Origin of the sequence: Actinomadura sp. BRA 177 (genome assembly GCF_013372625.1) — a bacterium.
GTDB lineage: Bacteria > Actinomycetota > Actinomycetes > Streptosporangiales > Streptosporangiaceae > Spirillospora.
In genome coordinates this window covers 1-17,203 of the sequence record NZ_JABXFD010000550.1, presented here as the reverse complement: position 1 = coordinate 17,203, position 17,203 = coordinate 1, and the positions used below count along the sequence as shown (strand labels likewise).

General features: G+C 70.2%; 13 protein-coding genes. 2 read left to right on the top strand and 11 right to left on the bottom strand.

The window, feature by feature from the left end; translation table 11 throughout:
• Positions 1 to 73 precede the first annotated feature (73 nt).
• Genes HUX53_RS31135 through HUX53_RS31115 form a run of 5 tightly spaced genes read right to left on the bottom strand, consistent with a single transcriptional unit; the run spans position 74 to position 4,665 of the window.
• The gene (locus HUX53_RS31135; RefSeq protein ID WP_176406788.1) at positions 74 to 664 is read right to left on the bottom strand and encodes a PfkB family carbohydrate kinase; all 591 of its coding nucleotides are present in this window, start codon (positions 662 to 664) and stop codon (positions 74 to 76) included.
• Positions 661 to 1,554, bottom strand: a complete 894-nt coding sequence (locus HUX53_RS31130; RefSeq protein ID WP_176406787.1) for an SIS domain-containing protein — start codon at positions 1,552 to 1,554, stop codon at positions 661 to 663. Before HUX53_RS31130 ends, HUX53_RS31135 begins: the two co-directional genes overlap by 4 nt.
• Positions 1,555 to 1,608: 54 nt before the next feature.
• Complete coding sequence (locus HUX53_RS31125; protein ID WP_176406786.1) at positions 1,609 to 2,430, bottom strand: carbohydrate ABC transporter permease; 822 nt, start codon at positions 2,428 to 2,430, stop codon at positions 1,609 to 1,611.
• Positions 2,427 to 3,374: a carbohydrate ABC transporter permease gene (locus tag HUX53_RS31120; protein WP_176406785.1), complete on the bottom strand. Its 948-nt coding sequence runs from the start codon at positions 3,372 to 3,374 to the stop codon at positions 2,427 to 2,429. The genes HUX53_RS31125 and HUX53_RS31120 overlap by 4 nt, the downstream gene beginning before the upstream one ends.
• 1 nt (position 3,375) lies before the next feature.
• Complete coding sequence (locus HUX53_RS31115; RefSeq protein ID WP_176406784.1) at positions 3,376 to 4,665, bottom strand: ABC transporter substrate-binding protein; 1,290 nt, start codon at positions 4,663 to 4,665, stop codon at positions 3,376 to 3,378.
• Between the two features lie 99 nt (positions 4,666 to 4,764).
• Here HUX53_RS31115 and HUX53_RS31110 point away from each other — a divergent pair, with 99 nt between their 5' ends.
• Entirely contained in the window at positions 4,765 to 5,814 is a 1,050-nt protein-coding gene (locus HUX53_RS31110) for an amidohydrolase family protein (RefSeq protein WP_176406783.1), read from the top strand.
• Here HUX53_RS31110 and HUX53_RS31105 read toward each other — a convergent pair.
• Genes HUX53_RS31105 through HUX53_RS31095 form a run of 3 tightly spaced genes read right to left on the bottom strand, consistent with a single transcriptional unit; the run spans position 5,808 to position 9,690 of the window.
• Positions 5,808 to 7,451, bottom strand: coding sequence for a hypothetical protein (locus tag HUX53_RS31105; RefSeq protein ID WP_176406782.1), 1,644 nt, complete (start codon positions 7,449 to 7,451; stop codon positions 5,808 to 5,810). The genes HUX53_RS31110 and HUX53_RS31105 overlap by 7 nt on opposite strands.
• Positions 7,448 to 8,752 carry an alpha-glucosidase/alpha-galactosidase gene (locus HUX53_RS31100; protein ID WP_176406781.1) on the bottom strand — a complete coding sequence of 435 codons (1,305 nt, stop codon included), beginning with the start codon at positions 8,750 to 8,752 and terminating at the stop codon, positions 7,448 to 7,450. Before HUX53_RS31100 ends, HUX53_RS31105 begins: the two co-directional genes overlap by 4 nt.
• A complete protein-coding gene (locus HUX53_RS31095) occupies positions 8,749 to 9,690 on the bottom strand; it encodes a carbohydrate kinase family protein (protein WP_176406780.1) in 942 nt (313 codons plus the stop codon). The genes HUX53_RS31100 and HUX53_RS31095 overlap by 4 nt, the downstream gene beginning before the upstream one ends.
• A gap of 289 nt (positions 9,691 to 9,979) precedes the next feature.
• Here HUX53_RS31095 and HUX53_RS31090 point away from each other — a divergent pair, with 289 nt between their 5' ends.
• Positions 9,980 to 11,239 carry a hypothetical protein gene (locus tag HUX53_RS31090; protein WP_176406779.1) on the top strand — a complete coding sequence of 420 codons (1,260 nt, stop codon included), beginning with the start codon at positions 9,980 to 9,982 and terminating at the stop codon, positions 11,237 to 11,239.
• A gap of 51 nt (positions 11,240 to 11,290) precedes the next feature.
• On the opposite strand, the gene HUX53_RS31085 is transcribed toward HUX53_RS31090, so the two are convergent.
• The 3 genes from HUX53_RS31085 to HUX53_RS31075 form a co-directional block, all read right to left on the bottom strand.
• The gene (locus HUX53_RS31085; RefSeq protein ID WP_176406778.1) at positions 11,291 to 13,936 is read right to left on the bottom strand and encodes a glycoside hydrolase family 3 C-terminal domain-containing protein; all 2,646 of its coding nucleotides are present in this window, start codon (positions 13,934 to 13,936) and stop codon (positions 11,291 to 11,293) included.
• Positions 13,937 to 13,948: 12 nt separating this feature from the next.
• Positions 13,949 to 15,268 (bottom strand): beta-1,3-glucanase family protein, encoded by a 1,320-nt coding sequence (locus HUX53_RS31080; protein ID WP_255205817.1) that lies wholly within the window; start codon positions 15,266 to 15,268, stop codon positions 13,949 to 13,951.
• 79 nt (positions 15,269 to 15,347) lie between these two features.
• On the bottom strand, positions 15,348 to 17,203 hold a 1,856-nt coding region (locus tag HUX53_RS31075; protein WP_176406777.1), incomplete at its 5' end, for a discoidin domain-containing protein.

Genomic DNA, 17,203 nt, shown 5'->3' with positions numbered 1-17,203 from the left:
TGTGTGTGTGCGTTGTGGTTTGTCTGTGTTCTGTTTTTTTTTTTAGTTGATACGCCGGCTCCCAAGGCCTACTCTATCCTCTTCGTGGGCAGCGGCAGATGTGTATAAGAAACGGCAGCTCGTCGGCGTTCGGCTTCACCACGTCGGGACGTCCGGCGACGCCGAGCCGCAGCGCCTCCCCGTCGGCGTCCAGGATCACCGGGCCGGCGGCGCGCCGGGCCAGCTCGGCGTAGGCGTCCGGCGGGACGCCCGGGGGCAGGCTCCCCGACAGCACGATCACGGCGGCGTCGCTGGTCAGGGACTCGTAGCGGGCGAGGAACCCGTCCCATTCGGCGGCGGTCACGGTGGGGCCCGGCTCGCAGAACATCGTGACGTCGGGGCCGACGACCGTGACCGTCCGGCGTGATTCGGCGGCCACCGGGCTGAACGACGCAGGCACGCCGAGGGAGGCGAGCCCCTCCTCGATCTGCCGTCCCGCCGCGCCGCCGGACAGCCCGGTCGCGACCACCTCGTGGCCGAGGCCGCGCAGCACCCGCGCCACGTTGACGCCCTTGCCGCCCGGCCGCCGATGCACCGCCGCCACCCGGTTGACCTCGCCGGACCGCGCGTCCGGCACCTCGTAGGTGTCGTCGAGCGCCGCGTTCAGCGTGACGGTGACGATCACGCGTCGGCGTCCAGGATCACCGACCGGGTCAGGTGGCGGGGCCGTTCGGGGTCGAGCCCGGCGGCCTCCGCGCGCGCGACCGCGAGCCGCTGTGCCCGGATGAGGTCGGCGAGCGGGTCGGCGGCGGACGCGCACAGCGTCCCGCCGGTCGCCGCAACCTGCTCGGCGAGCCCGTCCGGGAGGCCGCCGAACATCCACACCGCCCGGCCGGGGCCGGTGATGCTGATCGGGCCGTGCCGGTACTCCATCGCCGGGTACGCCTCCGTCCAGAAGCCCGCCGCCTCGCGCATCTTCAGCGCGGCCTCCCGCGCGATCCCGACCGTCCAGCCGCGGCCGAGGAACGTGACCTGCTCCGCGTCCAGCAGCTCCGGCGGCAGCGGGTCGGTCACGGCGGCCTCGGCGTCGGCGATCGCGGCCGTGAGGTCCTCGCCGAGGTGGGCGCGCAGCAACGCGAGCTGCGTGGTGGCGAACCGGGTCTGGACGACCGACTCCTCGTCGGCGAACTCCAGCGCGATCACCCGTCCGGCGCTCTTGGACACCGGGGTGTCCGGGTCGGCGGTGATCGCGGTCGTCCGCACGGTGCCGCCGAGCCGGTCCAGGACGTCCAGGACCTCGGTCGTCGTCCCCGACCGGGTCAGCGCCAGCACCCGGTCGTAGCGGCGGCCGGGCGGCATCTCCGAGGCGGCGAACGCGTCGGTCTCGCCGTGCCCGCCGTCCTCGCGCAGCGCGGCGTACGCCTGCGCCATGAACAGCGAGGTGCCGCATCCGACGACCGCCACCCGCTCCCCGCGGGCCGGAAGCGCGTCCCGGACCCGCCCCGCCAGCGCGGCGGCCCGTCCCCAGCACGCCGGCTGCGCGGCGATCTCGGACATGATGCGGTTGCCGGTCATGAAATCTCCTGACTTGTATCGACTGTTGGGTACATGGGGGATCGGCGCCCGGTGTCAGCCCTTGAGGCCGCTGAACGACATCGTGGCGATGAAGTGGCGCTGCGCCACCAGGAAGGCGATCAGCAGCGGCGCGGTGGCGAGCGTGTTGCCCGCCATCAGCGACGACCACTCGGTGTGCCGCGTCCCGGAGAACGTCGACAGGCCCATCTGCAGCGTGAACGTGCTCTCGGAGTTGATCGCGATCAGCGGCCAGATCAGGTCGTTCCACGAGCCGAGCAGCGTGAAGACGACCAGCGTGGCGATCGCCGGGCGGGCCATCGGCAGCACGATCAGGAAGAACACCCCGAGCCGCCCGCAGCCGTCGATCCGCGCCGCCTCCTCCAGCTCATGCGGCACCGACAGGAAGAACTGCCGCATGAGGAAGACGCCGAACGCGCTCGCCAGCCACGGCACGAACGCCGCGCCGAGCGTGTCGATGAGCCCCAGCACCCGGAACATCAGGAACGTCGGGATCATCAGCAGCTGCACCGGGATCATGATCGTGACCATCACGGCGAGGAACCCGAGCCGGCTCCCCGCGAACCGCAGCCGCGCGAAGCCGTAGCCCGCGAGCGAGCACAGCACCACGTGCGACAGCACGGCCACCGCCGACACGATCAGCGTGTTCAGGAACCAGCGCGGATAGTCGTTCTCGGTGAGGACCTTCCGGTAGCCGCCCAGGTTGATGTGGTCCGGCAGCAGCCGCGGCGGCAGCCGGTTCAGGTCGGCGTCCGGCATCAGCGACGTCAGCACCATCCACACCAGCGGCGCCGCGAACAGTACCGCCACCGGGATGAGGACGACGTGCAGCATCCAGCGGCGGTTCGCCCCGATCATGACCGGGCTCCCGCCGCCGTGCCTGCGGACCGCCGCAGCATGACGGCCGACACCACCAGCGTCACCACGAACAGCGCGTACGCCACCGCCGCCCCGTATCCGGCGTTGAACTGCTTGAACGCCTGCTCGTAGAGGTAGTAGACGAGCACCGAGGTCGAGTCGAGCGGCTGTCCCTTGGTCGTCGTGTAGACCAGGTCGAACAGCTGCAGCGCGGTGATCATCTGCCAGATGACGACGAACGTGGTCGCCGGCCGCAGCTGCGGCAGCGTCACGTTCCGGAACGCCTGCCACGGGTTCGCGCCGTCCACGAGCGCCGCCTCTTGCAGCTCGCGCGGGACGTCCTGCAGCGCGGCGAGGTACACCACGACCGGCAGCCCGACCGACCACCACAGCGAGATCGCCACCAGCGTGTAGAGCGCCTGGTCCGGGTCCTGCAGGAATCCCGCGTTGGACAGCCCGAGCAGCTTCACGCCGCTGTTGACGACGCCGAACTCGGGATCGAGGACGAAGTTGGAGAGGATGCCGACCGCCGCCGCCGACGTCACGTACGGGACGAAGATGCACGTCCGGTAGAAGCCGATCCCGCGGATCCGCTGGTTCAGCGCCACCGCGAGCGGCAGCCCGATCAGCACCGACCCCGGCACGTACAGGACGGTGTAGACGGCCGTGTGCCACGCCGCGTCCCGCAGCGCGGGGTCGTGCACCATCTCCCGATAGTTGGCCAGCCCGACGAACTCGCCGCTGGAGATCAGGTCGCTGTCGTGCAGCGACAGCCACAGCGCCCAGACCGCCGGGAACAGCGACAGCCCGACGACGACGAGCGTGGCCGGACCCACGAACCCCCAGCCCACCAGGTGCGGCATCAGGCGCCGGCGCGTCGTCCCCTTCCGCCCCGCCGCGTGCGTCGTCCGCGCGAGGCGGGGCGGAGCGGTGCCCACCGTCATGTCACTTTTCCTTGGCGAGCAGCTCGTCGGTGCGCTTCGCCGCCTCGCCCAGCGTCTCGCTCGCGGGCGTCCCGGCGATCAGCGACCTGGTGATGGCGTTGCCGACCGCCTCGGAGAACTTCGCGTAGGCGGCGCTGCTCGGCCGGGCCTTCTTGGCGTTGTCCAGGTTGGCGACGAACTCGGCCGCCCCCGGGAAGTCGTCGACGTACTTCTCGTACTCGGGCAGCCGCGTGGTCGCCTTGCGCAGCGGCAGGTTGCCGACCGCGAGGGACCAGGCGGCGTCCTGCTCCGGCTCGGCCAGCCAGGCGGCGAACTCCGTGGCCGCCTTCGCGCGCCGCGACCCGTTGTCGAACAGCACCCAGAAGTCCGGGCCCGAGATCGTCTCGTGGTTCCCGTTGTAACCGGGCAGCGGGACGACCCCGTAGTCGATCTTGTGCTCCCGGAAGTCCAGCAGCGCGAACGGGCCGGTCACCACCATCGCGACCTTGCCGGACTGGAACAGCGGCAGGAACTTCTCGCCGTTCTGGTCGAGGTACACCGACTTGTCGTCGCGGGCCATGCCGCGCCACAGGTCGAGCGCTGCGGCGGCCTGCGGGGTGTTGAACGCGGCCTTCTTCCCGTCCGGGGTCAGGATGTCGCCGCCCTGCTGCCACAGCATCGGCCACAGCCGCCACACCGTGTCCTCGGCGCCGCTCACCGGGTAGGTGGTGCCGTAGATCTTCTTGCCCGGGTCGGTCAGCTTCCTGGCGGCGTCGCGGAAGTCCTGCCAGGTCCAGTCGGGCTTGGGGTAGGTGACGTGCGCGGCGTCGAACAGCTTCTTGTTGTAGACCACGCCCAGGTTGTCGATCACGGCCGGGATCCCGACGACCTTGCCGTCCACGGTGGCGGCGGCGCGCTCGGACTCCCAGAAGTCGTCCCACCCGAAGGCCGGGTCCTTGACGGTGTCGGTGAGGTCGACGACCTTGCGGTTCCCGGCCAGCGTCGCCGTCCACGACCCGTACATGTAGGCGATGTCGGGGGCGTCGCCGCCGGCCAGCGCGGCGGTGACCTTCTGCAGCATGTTGTCGACGTTGCTGGTGCCGAGCTGGGGGACGATCTCGACGTCCGGGTGCGCCGCGGAGTACGCGGCCGCGAGCTTCTTGATCGGCTCGTCGTACGGCGCCGCCTGCCCGTGCCACCAGGTGATCTTCACCTTGCCGCCGTCCGCGTCGCCGCCGCCGCACGCGGCGGCCGTCACGGCGAGCAGTGCCGCCGCCGCGAGCGCCACCGCGCCGCGCAGTCTGTTGGCCATCGGCCCTCCCGGGGGTGTGATGTGATCCGAGACTCTATGCTTGCTTCTGCTCGAAAGTGAAGAGAAAGAAGCAGAAAACATCATTCAGGGTGGGAAACGATGTCTGATCTGCGCGAGCTGCGGCTGGCCGACTACATTCCGCGCCCGAGCGTGGAGCTTCCGGGGAGCCGCGTGCCGCGTCCCCGGTTCCGGTGCGTGGACGCGCACAACCACCTCGGCCGGTGGCTCACCGAGGACGGCGGCTGGATGGCACCGGAGGTCGGCCTGCTCATCGCGCTGATGGACGAGCACCACGTCGACGCCATCGTGAACCTGGACGGTATGTGGGGCGAGGAGCTGTCGGCCAACCTCGACCGCTACGACCGCGCCCACCCCGGCCGGTTCCGCACCTTCTGCCAGCTCGACTGGAACCTGCTGCGCGAACACGACGGGATCGAGCACCTTGTGAGCAGCCTTGCGAACTCGCGGACGCTCGGAGCGCGCGGCCTCAAGGTCTGGAAGACGCTCGGCCTCCACTACACGGGACCGGACGGCCGCCTCGTCCTGCCGGACGACCCCATGCTCGCCCCGGTCTTCGACGCCGCCGGCGACCTAGGCCCGCCCGTGCTGATCCACACGGCCGACCCCGTGGCGTTCTTCGCGCCCGTCGACCGGCACAACGAACGCCTGGAAGAACTGCTGGCCAACCCCGGCTGGCACTTCGGACGTCCCGGCCTGCCCACGTTCGCCCGGCTCATGGACGCCCTGGAGGGCCTCGTCACCGCGCACCCGCGCACCACGTTCATCGGCGCGCACGTCGGCTGCTACGCCGAAGACCTGCGGTGGGTGTCACGGATGCTGGACGAGCACCCCAACTTCCACATCGACATCGCCGGCCGCATCGCCGAGCTGGGCCGCCGCCCCCGCGCGGCCCGCGCACTGCTGCTGCGGCATCCGGACCGCGTCCTGTTCGGCACCGACGCGTTCCCGCTGTCGGCATCGTCCTACCCGGCGCACTTCCGGTTCCTGGAGACGGCCGACGAGCACTTCCCCTACTCGCCGGAGGAGGAGGTGCCGCCGCAGGGCCGGTGGACCGTCTCCGCCCTCGACCTGCCTGCGGACGTCCTGGAGATGGTCTACGCAGGCAACGCGCTGCGTCTTCTTCAATGACGTTGCCGGACTACGCGGACGAAACGGACGTCCAGGTCGGTGCCGCGGCCGGTGACGATGCGGAAGTCGGTGCTGCCGGTGAGGCGGTCGGCGAACGTGGCCCGCGGGAGCCGGAACGTCGCGGTTTTCCACTTCCCGTCGCCCGTGCGCCGCACCCGTGGCGTGCGGCCGTCCTGGTGCTCGATCCACCAGGCGCCCTTGCCCGCGTCCCGGTACGTCACCTTTATCTGCACCGGCCCACGCCGGCCGTGCAGGAAGCGGTCGTCCAGGTCGAAGTACAGGGACGTCTGCCCGTGCGCGCGGTCGGTGCTCAGTCCCTCGTAGGCGGTGCCGTTCTCTTCGGTGAGGGCGCCCGTGTGGACGTCGGCGGTTGAGCGGCGAGCGTTCCCGTCCGGGCCGACATCGCGTTGCACGAGCCAGCGTTCGAGATTGCGCACCCAGGGTTTGCCGACCCACTCGCGGTCACCGGTGAAGGGGCCTGTGTTGTCGCGCCAATAGGTGTCCTCGGCGTCGCGCAGCGCCGCCCACGCGTCCGGTGACGTGGACGCGGTCTTGCCGATGCTCAGCCGCACCCATCGCCAGTGGTCCGGATACTCCTTCATGTAGGACGGCCCCGGCACCACGTAAATCCAGTTCATGCGCAACTGGAGCGCCTTCAGGTTCGACTGCCGGACGGCGTAGTACGGGTCGTCCGTGGTGTATCCGCAGTCGTTGTAGCACTCGTTCTCAGTGGCGACGATGTGCTTTCCGTCGTGCACGGGCATGCTCTCGTCCACCGTCAGGTGCCCGTCGGGCTCGATACGGCTGCCGTAGGAGGGCGCCTCATTGAGGTGGAAGTTGAACTCCTCGGTGATGCCGGTGCGGATGCCGAGGCCCGCGTCCACCGCCTGCCTGGCGAACAGGTCCGTTTTCGAGCCCCACGGCCCCCACGGGTAGTCCTCGCCGGTGAACACGAGCTTGTCGCTGTACGGGCCGAAGATATCGACCAGATCCCGCCACGCGTGCCGGTACCACGAGCGGTACTTCTCGAACGTCAGCCCTTTCTCGGCGGCCTGGCTGATGATGTCGTAATCGAACTCCGCCCAGGTGAACGCGCCCGGTACGTAGACGAACTTCAGCCGAGGGTCGGCGCGCAGCCCCTTCTCGACGAACAGCTTCTTGTAGACGCCGAGGAGACGTCCCCACACGCATTCGTTCCAGATCGGCAGGTGGTACTGGCTGTCGTAGTCGGGGCCGACCGCCTGCACACCGCACTCGTCGGCGACCCATTCGGGCGCCCATTCCGTCCCGCTGGCGAAGACGCGCATCCAGAACGGCCGGTGGTCGGCGAGCTGTTCGCGGAGCGACGCGAAGTCCATGTCCTGTGCGACGCCGGTCGTGCCGGTGACCAACTGCCCGGGGTTGTCCGGCTGGAGCTGGCGCCAGGTCAGGTCCACGCTACGCGTGTCGACATGGGCCTTCGGTGCCGCCTCCTCGGAGAAGAACCCCGAGTTCGCCGACGGCCGCACCCAGCCCGGCAGCGTCCAGTCGTCCCCCGGCCGCACCTTCACGCTGCCGGTCACGGCGCTCGCCGGACCCGCCCCGGCCAGCGTGAACACGACGGAAAGGCCCGCGAGGGCGGCGATCGTCCGCTTCACGACAGACCGGTTCGGCGCAGCGGCTCGGGCAGCAGGTCCCCGTGCGCCTTCACCATTTCGTCGCACAGCGTCCAGATCTCCTCCAGCGTGAGCGTAGCCGCCGTGTTCGGATCCGCCATCGCCGCGTGCCTGATGTGGTCGGGACGTCCCTCCATCGCCGCCCTGACCGTCAGCTCACCGACGCTGACGAACGACCGGTTCAGCGCCGCGCACTGGGGCGGCAGGTCGCCGATGGCCGTCGGCTGCACGCCTTGCGCGTCCACTAGGCAGGGCACCTCGACCGCGCAGCCCTCCGGCAGGTTGCCGATCAGGCCCCGGTTCGCGACGTTGCCGTAGACGACCCGCGGGCGACCGGTGACCATGCTGTGGATGATCTGCGGCGCGTACTCCATGCTTCCCTCGACCGGGATCGGCTCGCCCGCAGCAAGCGCCGCTCGCGTCGCCGCGTAGTCGCGCAGGTTCTCCTCGCTGACCCGGATGTACTCGTCCACCGGGATGCGCAGCCGCTCGATCTCCGCGTCGTGCCGCAGGAACCACGGGACGTACTCCGACGAATGCTCGCTCGTCTCGGTCGGGTAGTAGCCGAGCCGCCGGTACATCTCGACCCGCACCCGTCGCCGCAGCTCCGGATCGCGCTCGATCGCCTCGTCCAGCAGCGGGTACAGGTCTTCGCCGTTCCGCTGGAGCTTCAGCACCCACGCCTGGTGGTTGACGCCCGCCGCCAGGTACGAGATCTCCTCGTACGGGACGCCGACGAGTTCGGCGAGGTCGCGCGTCGTCCAGTACACCGAATGGCACAGCCCCACCGCGTTGCGGACGGGCGTGGCGGCGGCCAGGTACCAGACGTTCATCGCCATCGGGTTGGTGTAGTTGAGCAGCCAGGCGTCCGGGCAGCAGGCCGCCATGTCCGCCGCGATGCCGTCCAGCACAGGGAACGTGCGCAGCGCCCGGAAGATCCCGCCGACCCCGACCGTGTCGGCGATCGTCTGGCGGAGCCCGAACCGCGCCGGGATCTCGAAGTCGGTGACCGTCGAGCCGTGCCCGCCCACCTGGATCATGTTGATCACGAAGTCGGCGCCGTCCAGGGCCGCCCGCCGCTCCAGATGGGCGGAGATCACCGGGCGGGCGCCGCGCGCCTCGGCGATCTTCCGCGCCGCCGCCTCGGCGGTCGCCAGCCGCTCGGCGTCGATGTCGTGCAGCGCGATGTGCGCGTCCGCCAGTTCGGGGAACGCCAGCAGATCCGCGAGCAGGGACTGCGTGAACACCACGCTCCCCGCCCCCACGAAGGCGATCTTGGTCATCGGACGGTCCTCTCGGGGAGACGGGCCGCCGCGGCGGCCTCTTTCCAGGTGGGCTGGGCGGCGGTGCCCCCGTACGCGCGGGTGGACAGCGCCCCGGCCGCCGCCGCCACCGCGAGCGAGTCCGGCAGGCCGAGGCCGCGCAGCCGCCCGGCCAGGAGACCGGCGTCGAACGAGTCGCCGGCCCCGACGGTGTCGAGGGGCTCGGCCGGCATGGGAGCGGCCCGCACGGGTTCCCCGTCCCACGCCAGCGCGCCCGCCGCCCCGCACTTGATCACCGGCAGCGGCCCGCGCGAGGCCAGCATGCGCGCGGCTTCGGCCAGGTCATCGGTTCCGGCGATGGCGCGGGCTTCGGCCTCGTTGGGCAGCAGCACGTCGGTCATGGCGAGCACGGCGTCCAGCCCGTCCCACCGCCCGGACGGGTCGTCGTTGGTGTCGAGCGAGGTGGTCGCCCCGGCGGCGCGCGCCGCCGCGAACAGGCCCGGCAGCCCGGCCGCGAGCCCCGGCTGCAGGAAGTACGACGCGGCGTGCACATGCCGGACGCCTTCCAGCACCGTGGCCGGGACGTCCTCCGCCGTCATCTCCGGCAGCGTCCCGAGCGCGGTCAGGATCGCGCGGTCGCCGCCCTCGTTGAGGATCACCGTCAACCCGGTCGGGCGGGACGGATCGACGGTGCACGCCGACACGTCCACGCCCCTTCGCGTCAGCGCGTCGAGCACGAACCGCCCGGCGGCGTCGTCTCCGACCCGTCCGGCGAACGCGGTGCGCAGCCCGAGCCGCGCCGCGCCGCACGCCATGATCGCCGCCGACCCGCCCAGCGCCAGCTCGCCGTGCCGGACCAGCTCCTCCCGCTGCCCGAACGCCGGCCGGCGCGGCGCGTCCACCAGCACCACGTCGGGGTTCGCGTCCCCGACCACCAGCAGGTCGAACCTTGTCGCCACCGGACCTCCTGCGCGTTCACGCTCAAAACTCCCGCTAATCATCCACAAGCGAACACCACCGCACAACCCCGGCGACGTCCCCGGGGCCGGTGGTGCCGCTGCGGCGGACGGGGCGCTCGGACGGCCGGCCGACCAGCGCCCGAGCCTTTCTGGGCGCGGAATTCGGTATGGCGTGAACTGTTTTACCGGATTACCACCCCGATAACTTCCGGACGTTCCGGAGATGCATTCCCCCGTTCTCGGTCGCTGAATGCGGCCGATGCATCGCACGATGTGAAAGGGCGTGGGAATGAAGCTGGTGAGAGCGTGGGCGGCCGTCGTCATGGCCGCCGCCACCGGGGTATTCGGAATCGCCGTTCCGGCGAATGCGGAAACGGCGGGCGCCCCCGGTTGCCGGCCGGGGGTCGCGGCCCTGGAACTGCCCGCCGGAAAGGTGCACTCGGGTGCCGGGGCGACCGGCACGGTCCGGCTGGACTGCGCCGGGCACCGGGCCGTCAGGGTGGCCCTCACGTCCGCGGACCCGGCCTGGGTGGGCGTGCCCGCGCGGGTCACCGTCCCGGCGGGACGGACCGCGGCCGCCTTCCCGATCCGGACGTACCAGCCCGACTACATTTACGGTGATTTCAACGTCCTGATCACCGCGAAGATGCGGCGCCAGGAAATCAGCCGGCCACTGGCGCTCCAGCCCGGCCTCAAGTTCCTGCAGGCCGACACGTCGGTGATCAGCGGCGACAGCGTCTTCCTGAACTTCGGGGTGAACGGCACCGCACCCGAAGGCGGAATGACCGTCCAGTTCGAGAGCGACAACGAGGCGCTCAGCCTGCCCGCGTCCATCACCATTCCGCGGGGTGCACTCGGCCTGGCCGGATCCTATGGGAAGACCGTTCGCATTCCGCAGGACGCCGAGGTCACGATCACCGCAAGACTGCCCGGCCAATCCCTGACGGCCGTCGTGGCGGTGCAGGCGTGGACGTACAATCCCGGCGACTGGAGCCTCACCGGATCGGGAACCATGTACGGCGGCGGCTTCACCTACAACATGACCCTCGACCTGCCGAACCTCGTCCCGCACGGCGGCGTGAATGTGACCTTCACCTCGGACAACCCGAGGATGAACCTGCCCTTCCCGATGCCTCTCACGGAAGGGACCAGCGGAGCGCTGCCCGTGCAGATCTCCGCGCCCTACGACATCGACGGCGAGGTCACGATCACCGCGACCATCGAGGGCGTGGGAAGCACGAGCCACACTGTCCGCGTCCATCCGGGGCTCAAGGAGGTGGAGTTGCCGTGGCCGCTCTACGGCGGCCAGACCTTCGAAGGGACGGTCCACCTCGGCACCGTCACGAGTGAGCCGCTCACCGTCAGGTTGACGACCGACGATCCCGTCCTGCAGGTCCCCGCCGAGGTCGTCGTCCCGGCCGGTGCCTCCTCGGCGACGTTCACCGGCACGACCGCCGACGTGCAGGAGTTCGTGACGGTCACGCTGACCGCCGAACTGGGCGGCACCCGCCGGGAGTGGATGGTCTTCGTCGACCCCGCACCCGAATAGGACGCCCATAGAAAGACCCGCGCCGGGGCGTCCCGGCGCGGGCCGATGGGGTCACCAGCCTTGCAGGCCGGCGCCGTAGGGGTAGAGCGGGTCGCCGTAGCCGGTGGGCGGCGGCTGGCCCGCGTCGATGTGGGCGCGGATGTCGGCCCGCTCGGCGGCGGTCGCGCCGAGGTCGTAGGGGATGTTCCAGTCCTCGACGGCGTCCTCGGGCCGGTCGATTCCGCCCGGCTTGAGGATCTGGTCGACGCTGCGCGGAAGCTGCCAGGGCAGCCGCCCGCGCGGCGTGTAGTCGCCGAACAGCAGGCTCGCCGTCGCCGGCCCGACCTCCTCGCCGCCCCGGTAGGTCATCACGATGGCGTCGGCGAGGCCGTTCCATTCGCTGATGACGGTCGGGCGCGGCAGGTCCATCACCACGACCACCGGCACGCCCTGGTCGTGGAACTGCCTGATGAGGGCGAGCTGGTCGGGCGGCAGGTAGGGCTGCTCGTTCACCCAGGCCGTCCGGTGCGTGTAGGACGGTTCGCCGACCGCGACGACGGCGAGATCAGGTGACGCGGCGCTGTCCTGATGGACGGTCACCCCCGCTTTCGCCGCCCGTGCCTTGATCGCGTCCAGCAGGTTGAGCGAGCCGTAGTTGGAGTGGAAGTAGCTCGTCCAGATGCAGCACGCGGCGCCGTCGGTGGCGCGCGGCCCCGCCACCACGATGTCGTCTCCTTCCTTCAGCTTGATCGGCAGGACGCCGTCGTTCTTCAGCAGCGTGATCGACTCGCGCGCCGCCTGGTTCGCGAGCGCCACATAGGACGGCTGGTGGAACCGGTACGGCCCGTTCACCGGGTCGCCGTACGGCTGGTCGAAGATGCCCAGCTTGAACTTCAGCCGCAGGACGCGGGTGACCGCGTCATTGATCCGGCTGACGGGGACCTGCGCGATGAAGTCGCCCATGGAGAACCCGGACGCGCCCGGGTCGGCGCCGCCCATCACGTCCGACCCGGCGTTGGCCGCGCTCACCCACGCGCCCGACGGCAGCCAGTCGGTCGTGATCAGCCCGGTGTAGCCGAGGTTGTCGCGCAGGTACCGCAGGATCGGCGCGCTGTTCCCGGCTCCCGGACCGCCGGGATCGAGATAAGAACTGCCCGCGTACCCCGGCATGATGTTCACGGCGCCGGCGTCGAGCGCCGCCCGCCAGGGGATCATGTGGTACTTGATCGTCACCGCGTCGTAAGTGATGCCGGACTCGCCGCCGGCGCCCTCGCCCGGCCAGTGCTTGACGGTCGCGAGGACGGAGCCGGGGTTCAGCTCCGGCCCGCCCTGCAGCCCCGCGACCAGCGCCCGCACCTGAGCGGCCGCCACCTGCGCGTTCTCGCCGTTGCCCTCCTGGATGCGCGGATACAGCACCTTGGTGCCGACCTCCGCGAGTGGTCCGAGGACACCGCGCGCTCCCACCTCCAGTTCCTCGCGGCGCTGCATGTCGCCGAGCTTGTAGTCGAGCGGGTAGTTCTTCCCCGCCGCCAGAGCGCTCTGCAGGGGATAGGTCGTCTCATAGCCCGCGATCGTGTCGCCGGCCGAGACCGGCGGGATCCCGAGCCGGGTGCCCGCCGCGCTGCGCAGCACGGTGTCGAGATCGTTCGGCTGTGCCGGGCCGAAATGCCAGCCGGACGCGGCGTACGTCTGCGCGTTGTAGAACATCTGGTACGCCTTCTCCTCGGTGGTCATCCGTCCGAGAAGGTCGTTCACGCGGTCTTCCACGGGCCGCCGCCAGTCCTCGTACGGCTCGATCGAGCCGTTCTTGTTGAGGTCGCGGGCCCCGTTGATCACGTTGACGCCGTCGTCCACGGTCTCGATCTCGGGGAGGTAGACGCTGAACGTGCGGATGTTCGACGTGGTCCGCGCGCCGGAGCCGCTCACCGCGACGACGTACCACTTGTACGTCCACCGGTCGCGGATGTCCCAGGACGGGGTGTAGCTCGTCCCGGACGTCTCGGCGACCTTGGTGTAGAGGTCCAGCAGCGAGCCGGACGCGGTGAAGTCGTAGTCGGTGCGGCTGACGTTGATCCACACCTCGTAGCGCGCGGTGCCGGAGACGCCCGCCCAGGTCAGGGCGGGACGCCGGGTGTTCGTGACCATCGCGTGGTCGGCGGGCGCCGACAGCGCGAACTGGCCCGTCGTCCCGGGTGCCTTCGTCGGCGGGGACAGCAGCGGGGGAGTGGTGGACGACGAGTCGACGCTGCCGAAGACCTGGAACTCCCAGAGCGAGTACCCGTACCCGGTCGCGCGCTTCGTTCCCGTGAACCGGATGTAACGGCCTTTACCGCTGACGCCGAGTGTCTCGGTACCTCCCTTGCCGGTGGTCGTGGAATAGATGGTCGTCCAGGAGTTCCCGTCGTTGGACACGTCAAGGTGGTAGCCGGTCGCGTAGGCCGCCTCCCAGTTCAGGACGACCTGGCTGATGCTCCTGCTCTCGCCCAGGTCGATCCGCACCCACTGCGGGTCGCTGAAAGCGCTGGACCACCGGGTGCCGGTGTCGCCGTCCACCACTGCGGCCGCCGGGAAGGCACCGCTCTCGGTGGACGAGGCCGCCACGGGCCGGCCCTGGGAGAGCAGCGTGGCCGCGTGCGCGGTGCGTCCGGGGACGGCTAGCAGCGCGGCGAGCACCGCCAGGACCGCGAGGACGCTCGTGAACCGCCGTGGTGCGGTCATCGTAACCTCCGGTTACCAGCCGACGGCGAGCAGGAGGTACTGCGGGTCGCCGTGCGAGACGAAGGAGGAGCGCCCGGAGTAGTCGTCGTACGGGAACCCGTAGGCGAGGTGGCCGATCGCGTGGTCGTGCCAGAACTTCGCGTAGTAGTTCGCCGGCGCGGCCTTGTAGAACAGCGACGGGTCGGACCACTGCGACTGCGGCAGCTGCGCGACGTGCCGGTTGATCGCCGAGCACCTGGCGGGGTCCTCCCGGAGCGGCCCCGAGCAGCCGGTGACCTCCTGGGTCGTGGCCGAGACGCCGACGGACGCGGCGTAACCGGTGAAGTAGCCCGCGTGTGCGCCGCCCGGCTGGAACACGGCCGCGTTGCCGGGCGCCGGGATCCGGTACGGGGCCTCGACGGTGGCGAGGGAGTCGAACTCGGCCGGGACCTCGTTGATGAACCGCTGGAAGGTGGCCGAGCGGTCCTCGGCGAAGGTGGCCTGGTCCTCGCCGACGGACACGTCGTACCCGTCGTGCGCGTGCAGCCGCATGGCGATCTTGAGGCCGAAGCCGTCGACCCGGGTGGTGTTGCCGTTGAAGACGTCGTTGCCGACCGTGAACTCGATGAAGTCCTGGTAGCGGCTGTTCGGTGAGCCGAGGTAGAAGTACATCCGGCCGGCCGAGTTGACCGGCATGTCCAGGTAGGGCTGCTCGGCGATGGAGTGCGTCTGGCCGTTGAAGCTCCAGTACACCTGGCTGTCGGGGTACTTCCCGTTCGTCCGGTTGAGGACCTTGACCGTGAGGACGTTCCGCGCCGGCGGGATGTTCGACGTGTCGCCCCAGAAGTCGTCGTCGGTCGGCGGCGTCGTCGACCCCGCCGTGTGCACGGCCATGCCGAACAGGGAGTAGCCCCACTGGGTGGCGCGGGCTGTCCCGTACATGCGGATGTAGCGGCCGTTACCGGTGATGTTGAGGGTTTGGTTTCCGCCGGTTGCGTTGGTGGTGGAGTAGATGGTCGTCCAGTTGGAGGCGTTGTTGGAGGTCTGGATCTGGAAGGCCTTGCCGTAGGCGGCTTCCCAGTTGAGGACGACCTGGCAGATGTCCTGGCTGGTTCCGAGGTCGACTTGGAGCCATTGGGGGTCGCTGAAGGCGCTGGACCAGCGGGTTCCGGAGTTGCCGTCGACGGCGTTGGAGGCGGGGAAGGACGCGTTCTCGCTGGACGAGGCGGTCGCCGGACGGTTCAGCGCCGCGTCCGACGTGCCGCACGCGGCGGCGTTCGCCGAGGCCGCCGTCAGCGCCAGGGATCCGGGCAGGAGGAGCAGCAGGGCGGTCATCGCCGAGGGGAGCTTCATGGGCATCTCCACGTTCGAGGGGGTGGGTTCCCTGCAGGCCCGCCCGACCAGCGGGCCCGCAGGGGTGGTCAGCCGCGGATCAGGGGAAGCTGACGACGTTGGCCGGGATGGTGTCCGTGCCGGACGCCTCCCCGCCGGTGTCGTTGATGACGTGGCGGATCGTGCCGTTGCCACCCAGCGACACCGTCAGCAGGTCGTGGAACCGGACGCCCGGGCGGTTCGGCACCTCGAAGCCGCGCGCGGCCACGATCGACGGGTTGACGTTGAAGTAGCAGTAGCTGCCGAGGCCCCAGCCCTCGTGGGTGGTGACCGAGTCGGCGACCTTGTAGGCGGCGTAGCCGTCCGGCGAGTCGCCCCGCCAGGCGGACTGGCTCGGCGGGTCGTACGGCATCTCGTTCTGGAAGAAGATCGTCTTGCCGCCGTTGCCGTTCCACACCAGCTGGTACTTCTGGTAGTGCTCGACGAACAGCCCGTACGCGGTGACGTCGTCGCCGTTGACGATCACCCCGTTGTCGGCGGTGTTGACCGTCCAGCCGACCCCGGACCCGTGGTCGGCGCGCCACGCCCAGATGTGGTCGAGCAGCACGTCGTCGCTGTTGACGACCAGGCTCTTGGACGCCTTGCCGGGCCCGGCGCCGCCGATCCGGAAGAAGACGTCCTGCACGGACGTGGGGTCGCCCGCGTGGTCGGCGCCCGAGCCGTCCGGCCCGAGCCGCAGCAGCACCGGCGAGTTGACCGGCCCCGCGTCGAACAGCATCCCGGCCAGCTTGACGCCGCTCACGTCCGCGACCGTCATCGCCGCGACGCCGTTGTCGGGGATCAGCGTCGGGTAGCCGATGCCGAGCACGACGGTGTCGGGCCGCGTCACGTTGATCGTCTGGTTCAGGTGGTAGATGCCGGGCGTGAACAGCAGGTTGAGGCCCTGGCTCAGCGCGCTGTTGATGGTGGCCGCCGAGTCGCCCGGCTTGGCCACGTAGAACTGCGACAGCGGGATCGACGACCCCGGGGTCGAGCCGCCGGCCCAGGTCGTTCCGCGCGAGTTGCGTCGCAGCGACGGGACGAAGACGCGGTAGGAGTTGCCGGAGTCGACGTACAGGTACGGCTTCTCCCTGGTCACCGGGCTCGTGTCCAGCGTCGTGTACGGCGGGTTCGGGAAGCCCTGTGCGGGCGCGCCCTCGACACCGGAGAACACCATGTTCCACACGCCGTTGAGGTTGCCGCCGATCTGGCTGTCGCGGGTCAGCCACTGCTGCTGCGAGTACGGCTGCACCTGGCCGTCGACCTTGGAGTCGGCGATGTAGCCGCCGCTCGCCCAGCCGTAGCCGGACGGCGCGAGGTTCAGGTCGCCGCGCACGTGGATGCGCCGGAACGGCGCCGCCTGCGACACCGCCCACCGGTCCGCGCCGCCGGACGGGCTGATCGACAGGTTCTCGGCGGACCGCCAGAAGTTCTGCGTGGCGTTGCCGCCGAACCATCCCGCGTCCACCGTGACGCCGCCGTTGATGGTGACGTCGTCGGGGTTGCGGCCGAGGCCGGCGATCGAGGTGTAGAAGCCGATGTTCGCGTTGACGTTGTAGCTGCCGGGCTTGAACAGCAGCGCGTACCGGGCCGTCCCGAACTGGTTGCTCTCCTGCTCGCGGAAGACCGCGTCGAGCCTGCCCTGGACGTCGGACGCGCTCATCGACGGGTCGAACACGATCACGTTCGGCCCGAGGTCGCCGCCGCCGGGCAGCGTGCCGCCGCCTCCGTCACCGGTATGCACGGCCATGCCGAACAGGGAGTAGCCCCATTGGGTGGCGCGGGTCGTGCCGTACATGCGGATGTAGCGGCCGTTACCGGTGATGTTGAGGGTTTGGTTTCCGCCGGTTGCGTTGGTGGTGGAGTAGATGGTCGTCCAGTTGGAGGCGTTGTTGGAGGTCTGGATCTGGAAGGCCT

Coding starts and splice junctions, on each gene's coding strand:
- HUX53_RS31130 (WP_176406787.1), bottom strand. CDS start 1,554: ATGACCGGCAACCGCATCATGTCCGAGATCGCCGCGCAGCCGGCGTGC.
- HUX53_RS31125 (WP_176406786.1), bottom strand. CDS start 2,430: ATGATCGGGGCGAACCGCCGCTGGATGCTGCACGTCGTCCTCATCCCG.
- HUX53_RS31120 (WP_176406785.1), bottom strand. CDS start 3,374: ATGACGGTGGGCACCGCTCCGCCCCGCCTCGCGCGGACGACGCACGCG.
- HUX53_RS31115 (WP_176406784.1), bottom strand. CDS start 4,665: ATGGCCAACAGACTGCGCGGCGCGGTGGCGCTCGCGGCGGCGGCACTG.
- HUX53_RS31110 (WP_176406783.1), top strand. CDS start 4,765: ATGTCTGATCTGCGCGAGCTGCGGCTGGCCGACTACATTCCGCGCCCG.
- HUX53_RS31100 (WP_176406781.1), bottom strand. CDS start 8,752: ATGACCAAGATCGCCTTCGTGGGGGCGGGGAGCGTGGTGTTCACGCAG.
- HUX53_RS31090 (WP_176406779.1), top strand. CDS start 9,980: ATGAAGCTGGTGAGAGCGTGGGCGGCCGTCGTCATGGCCGCCGCCACC.
- HUX53_RS31085 (WP_176406778.1), bottom strand. CDS start 13,936: ATGACCGCACCACGGCGGTTCACGAGCGTCCTCGCGGTCCTGGCGGTG.
- HUX53_RS31080 (WP_255205817.1), bottom strand. CDS start 15,268: ATGAAGCTCCCCTCGGCGATGACCGCCCTGCTGCTCCTCCTGCCCGGA.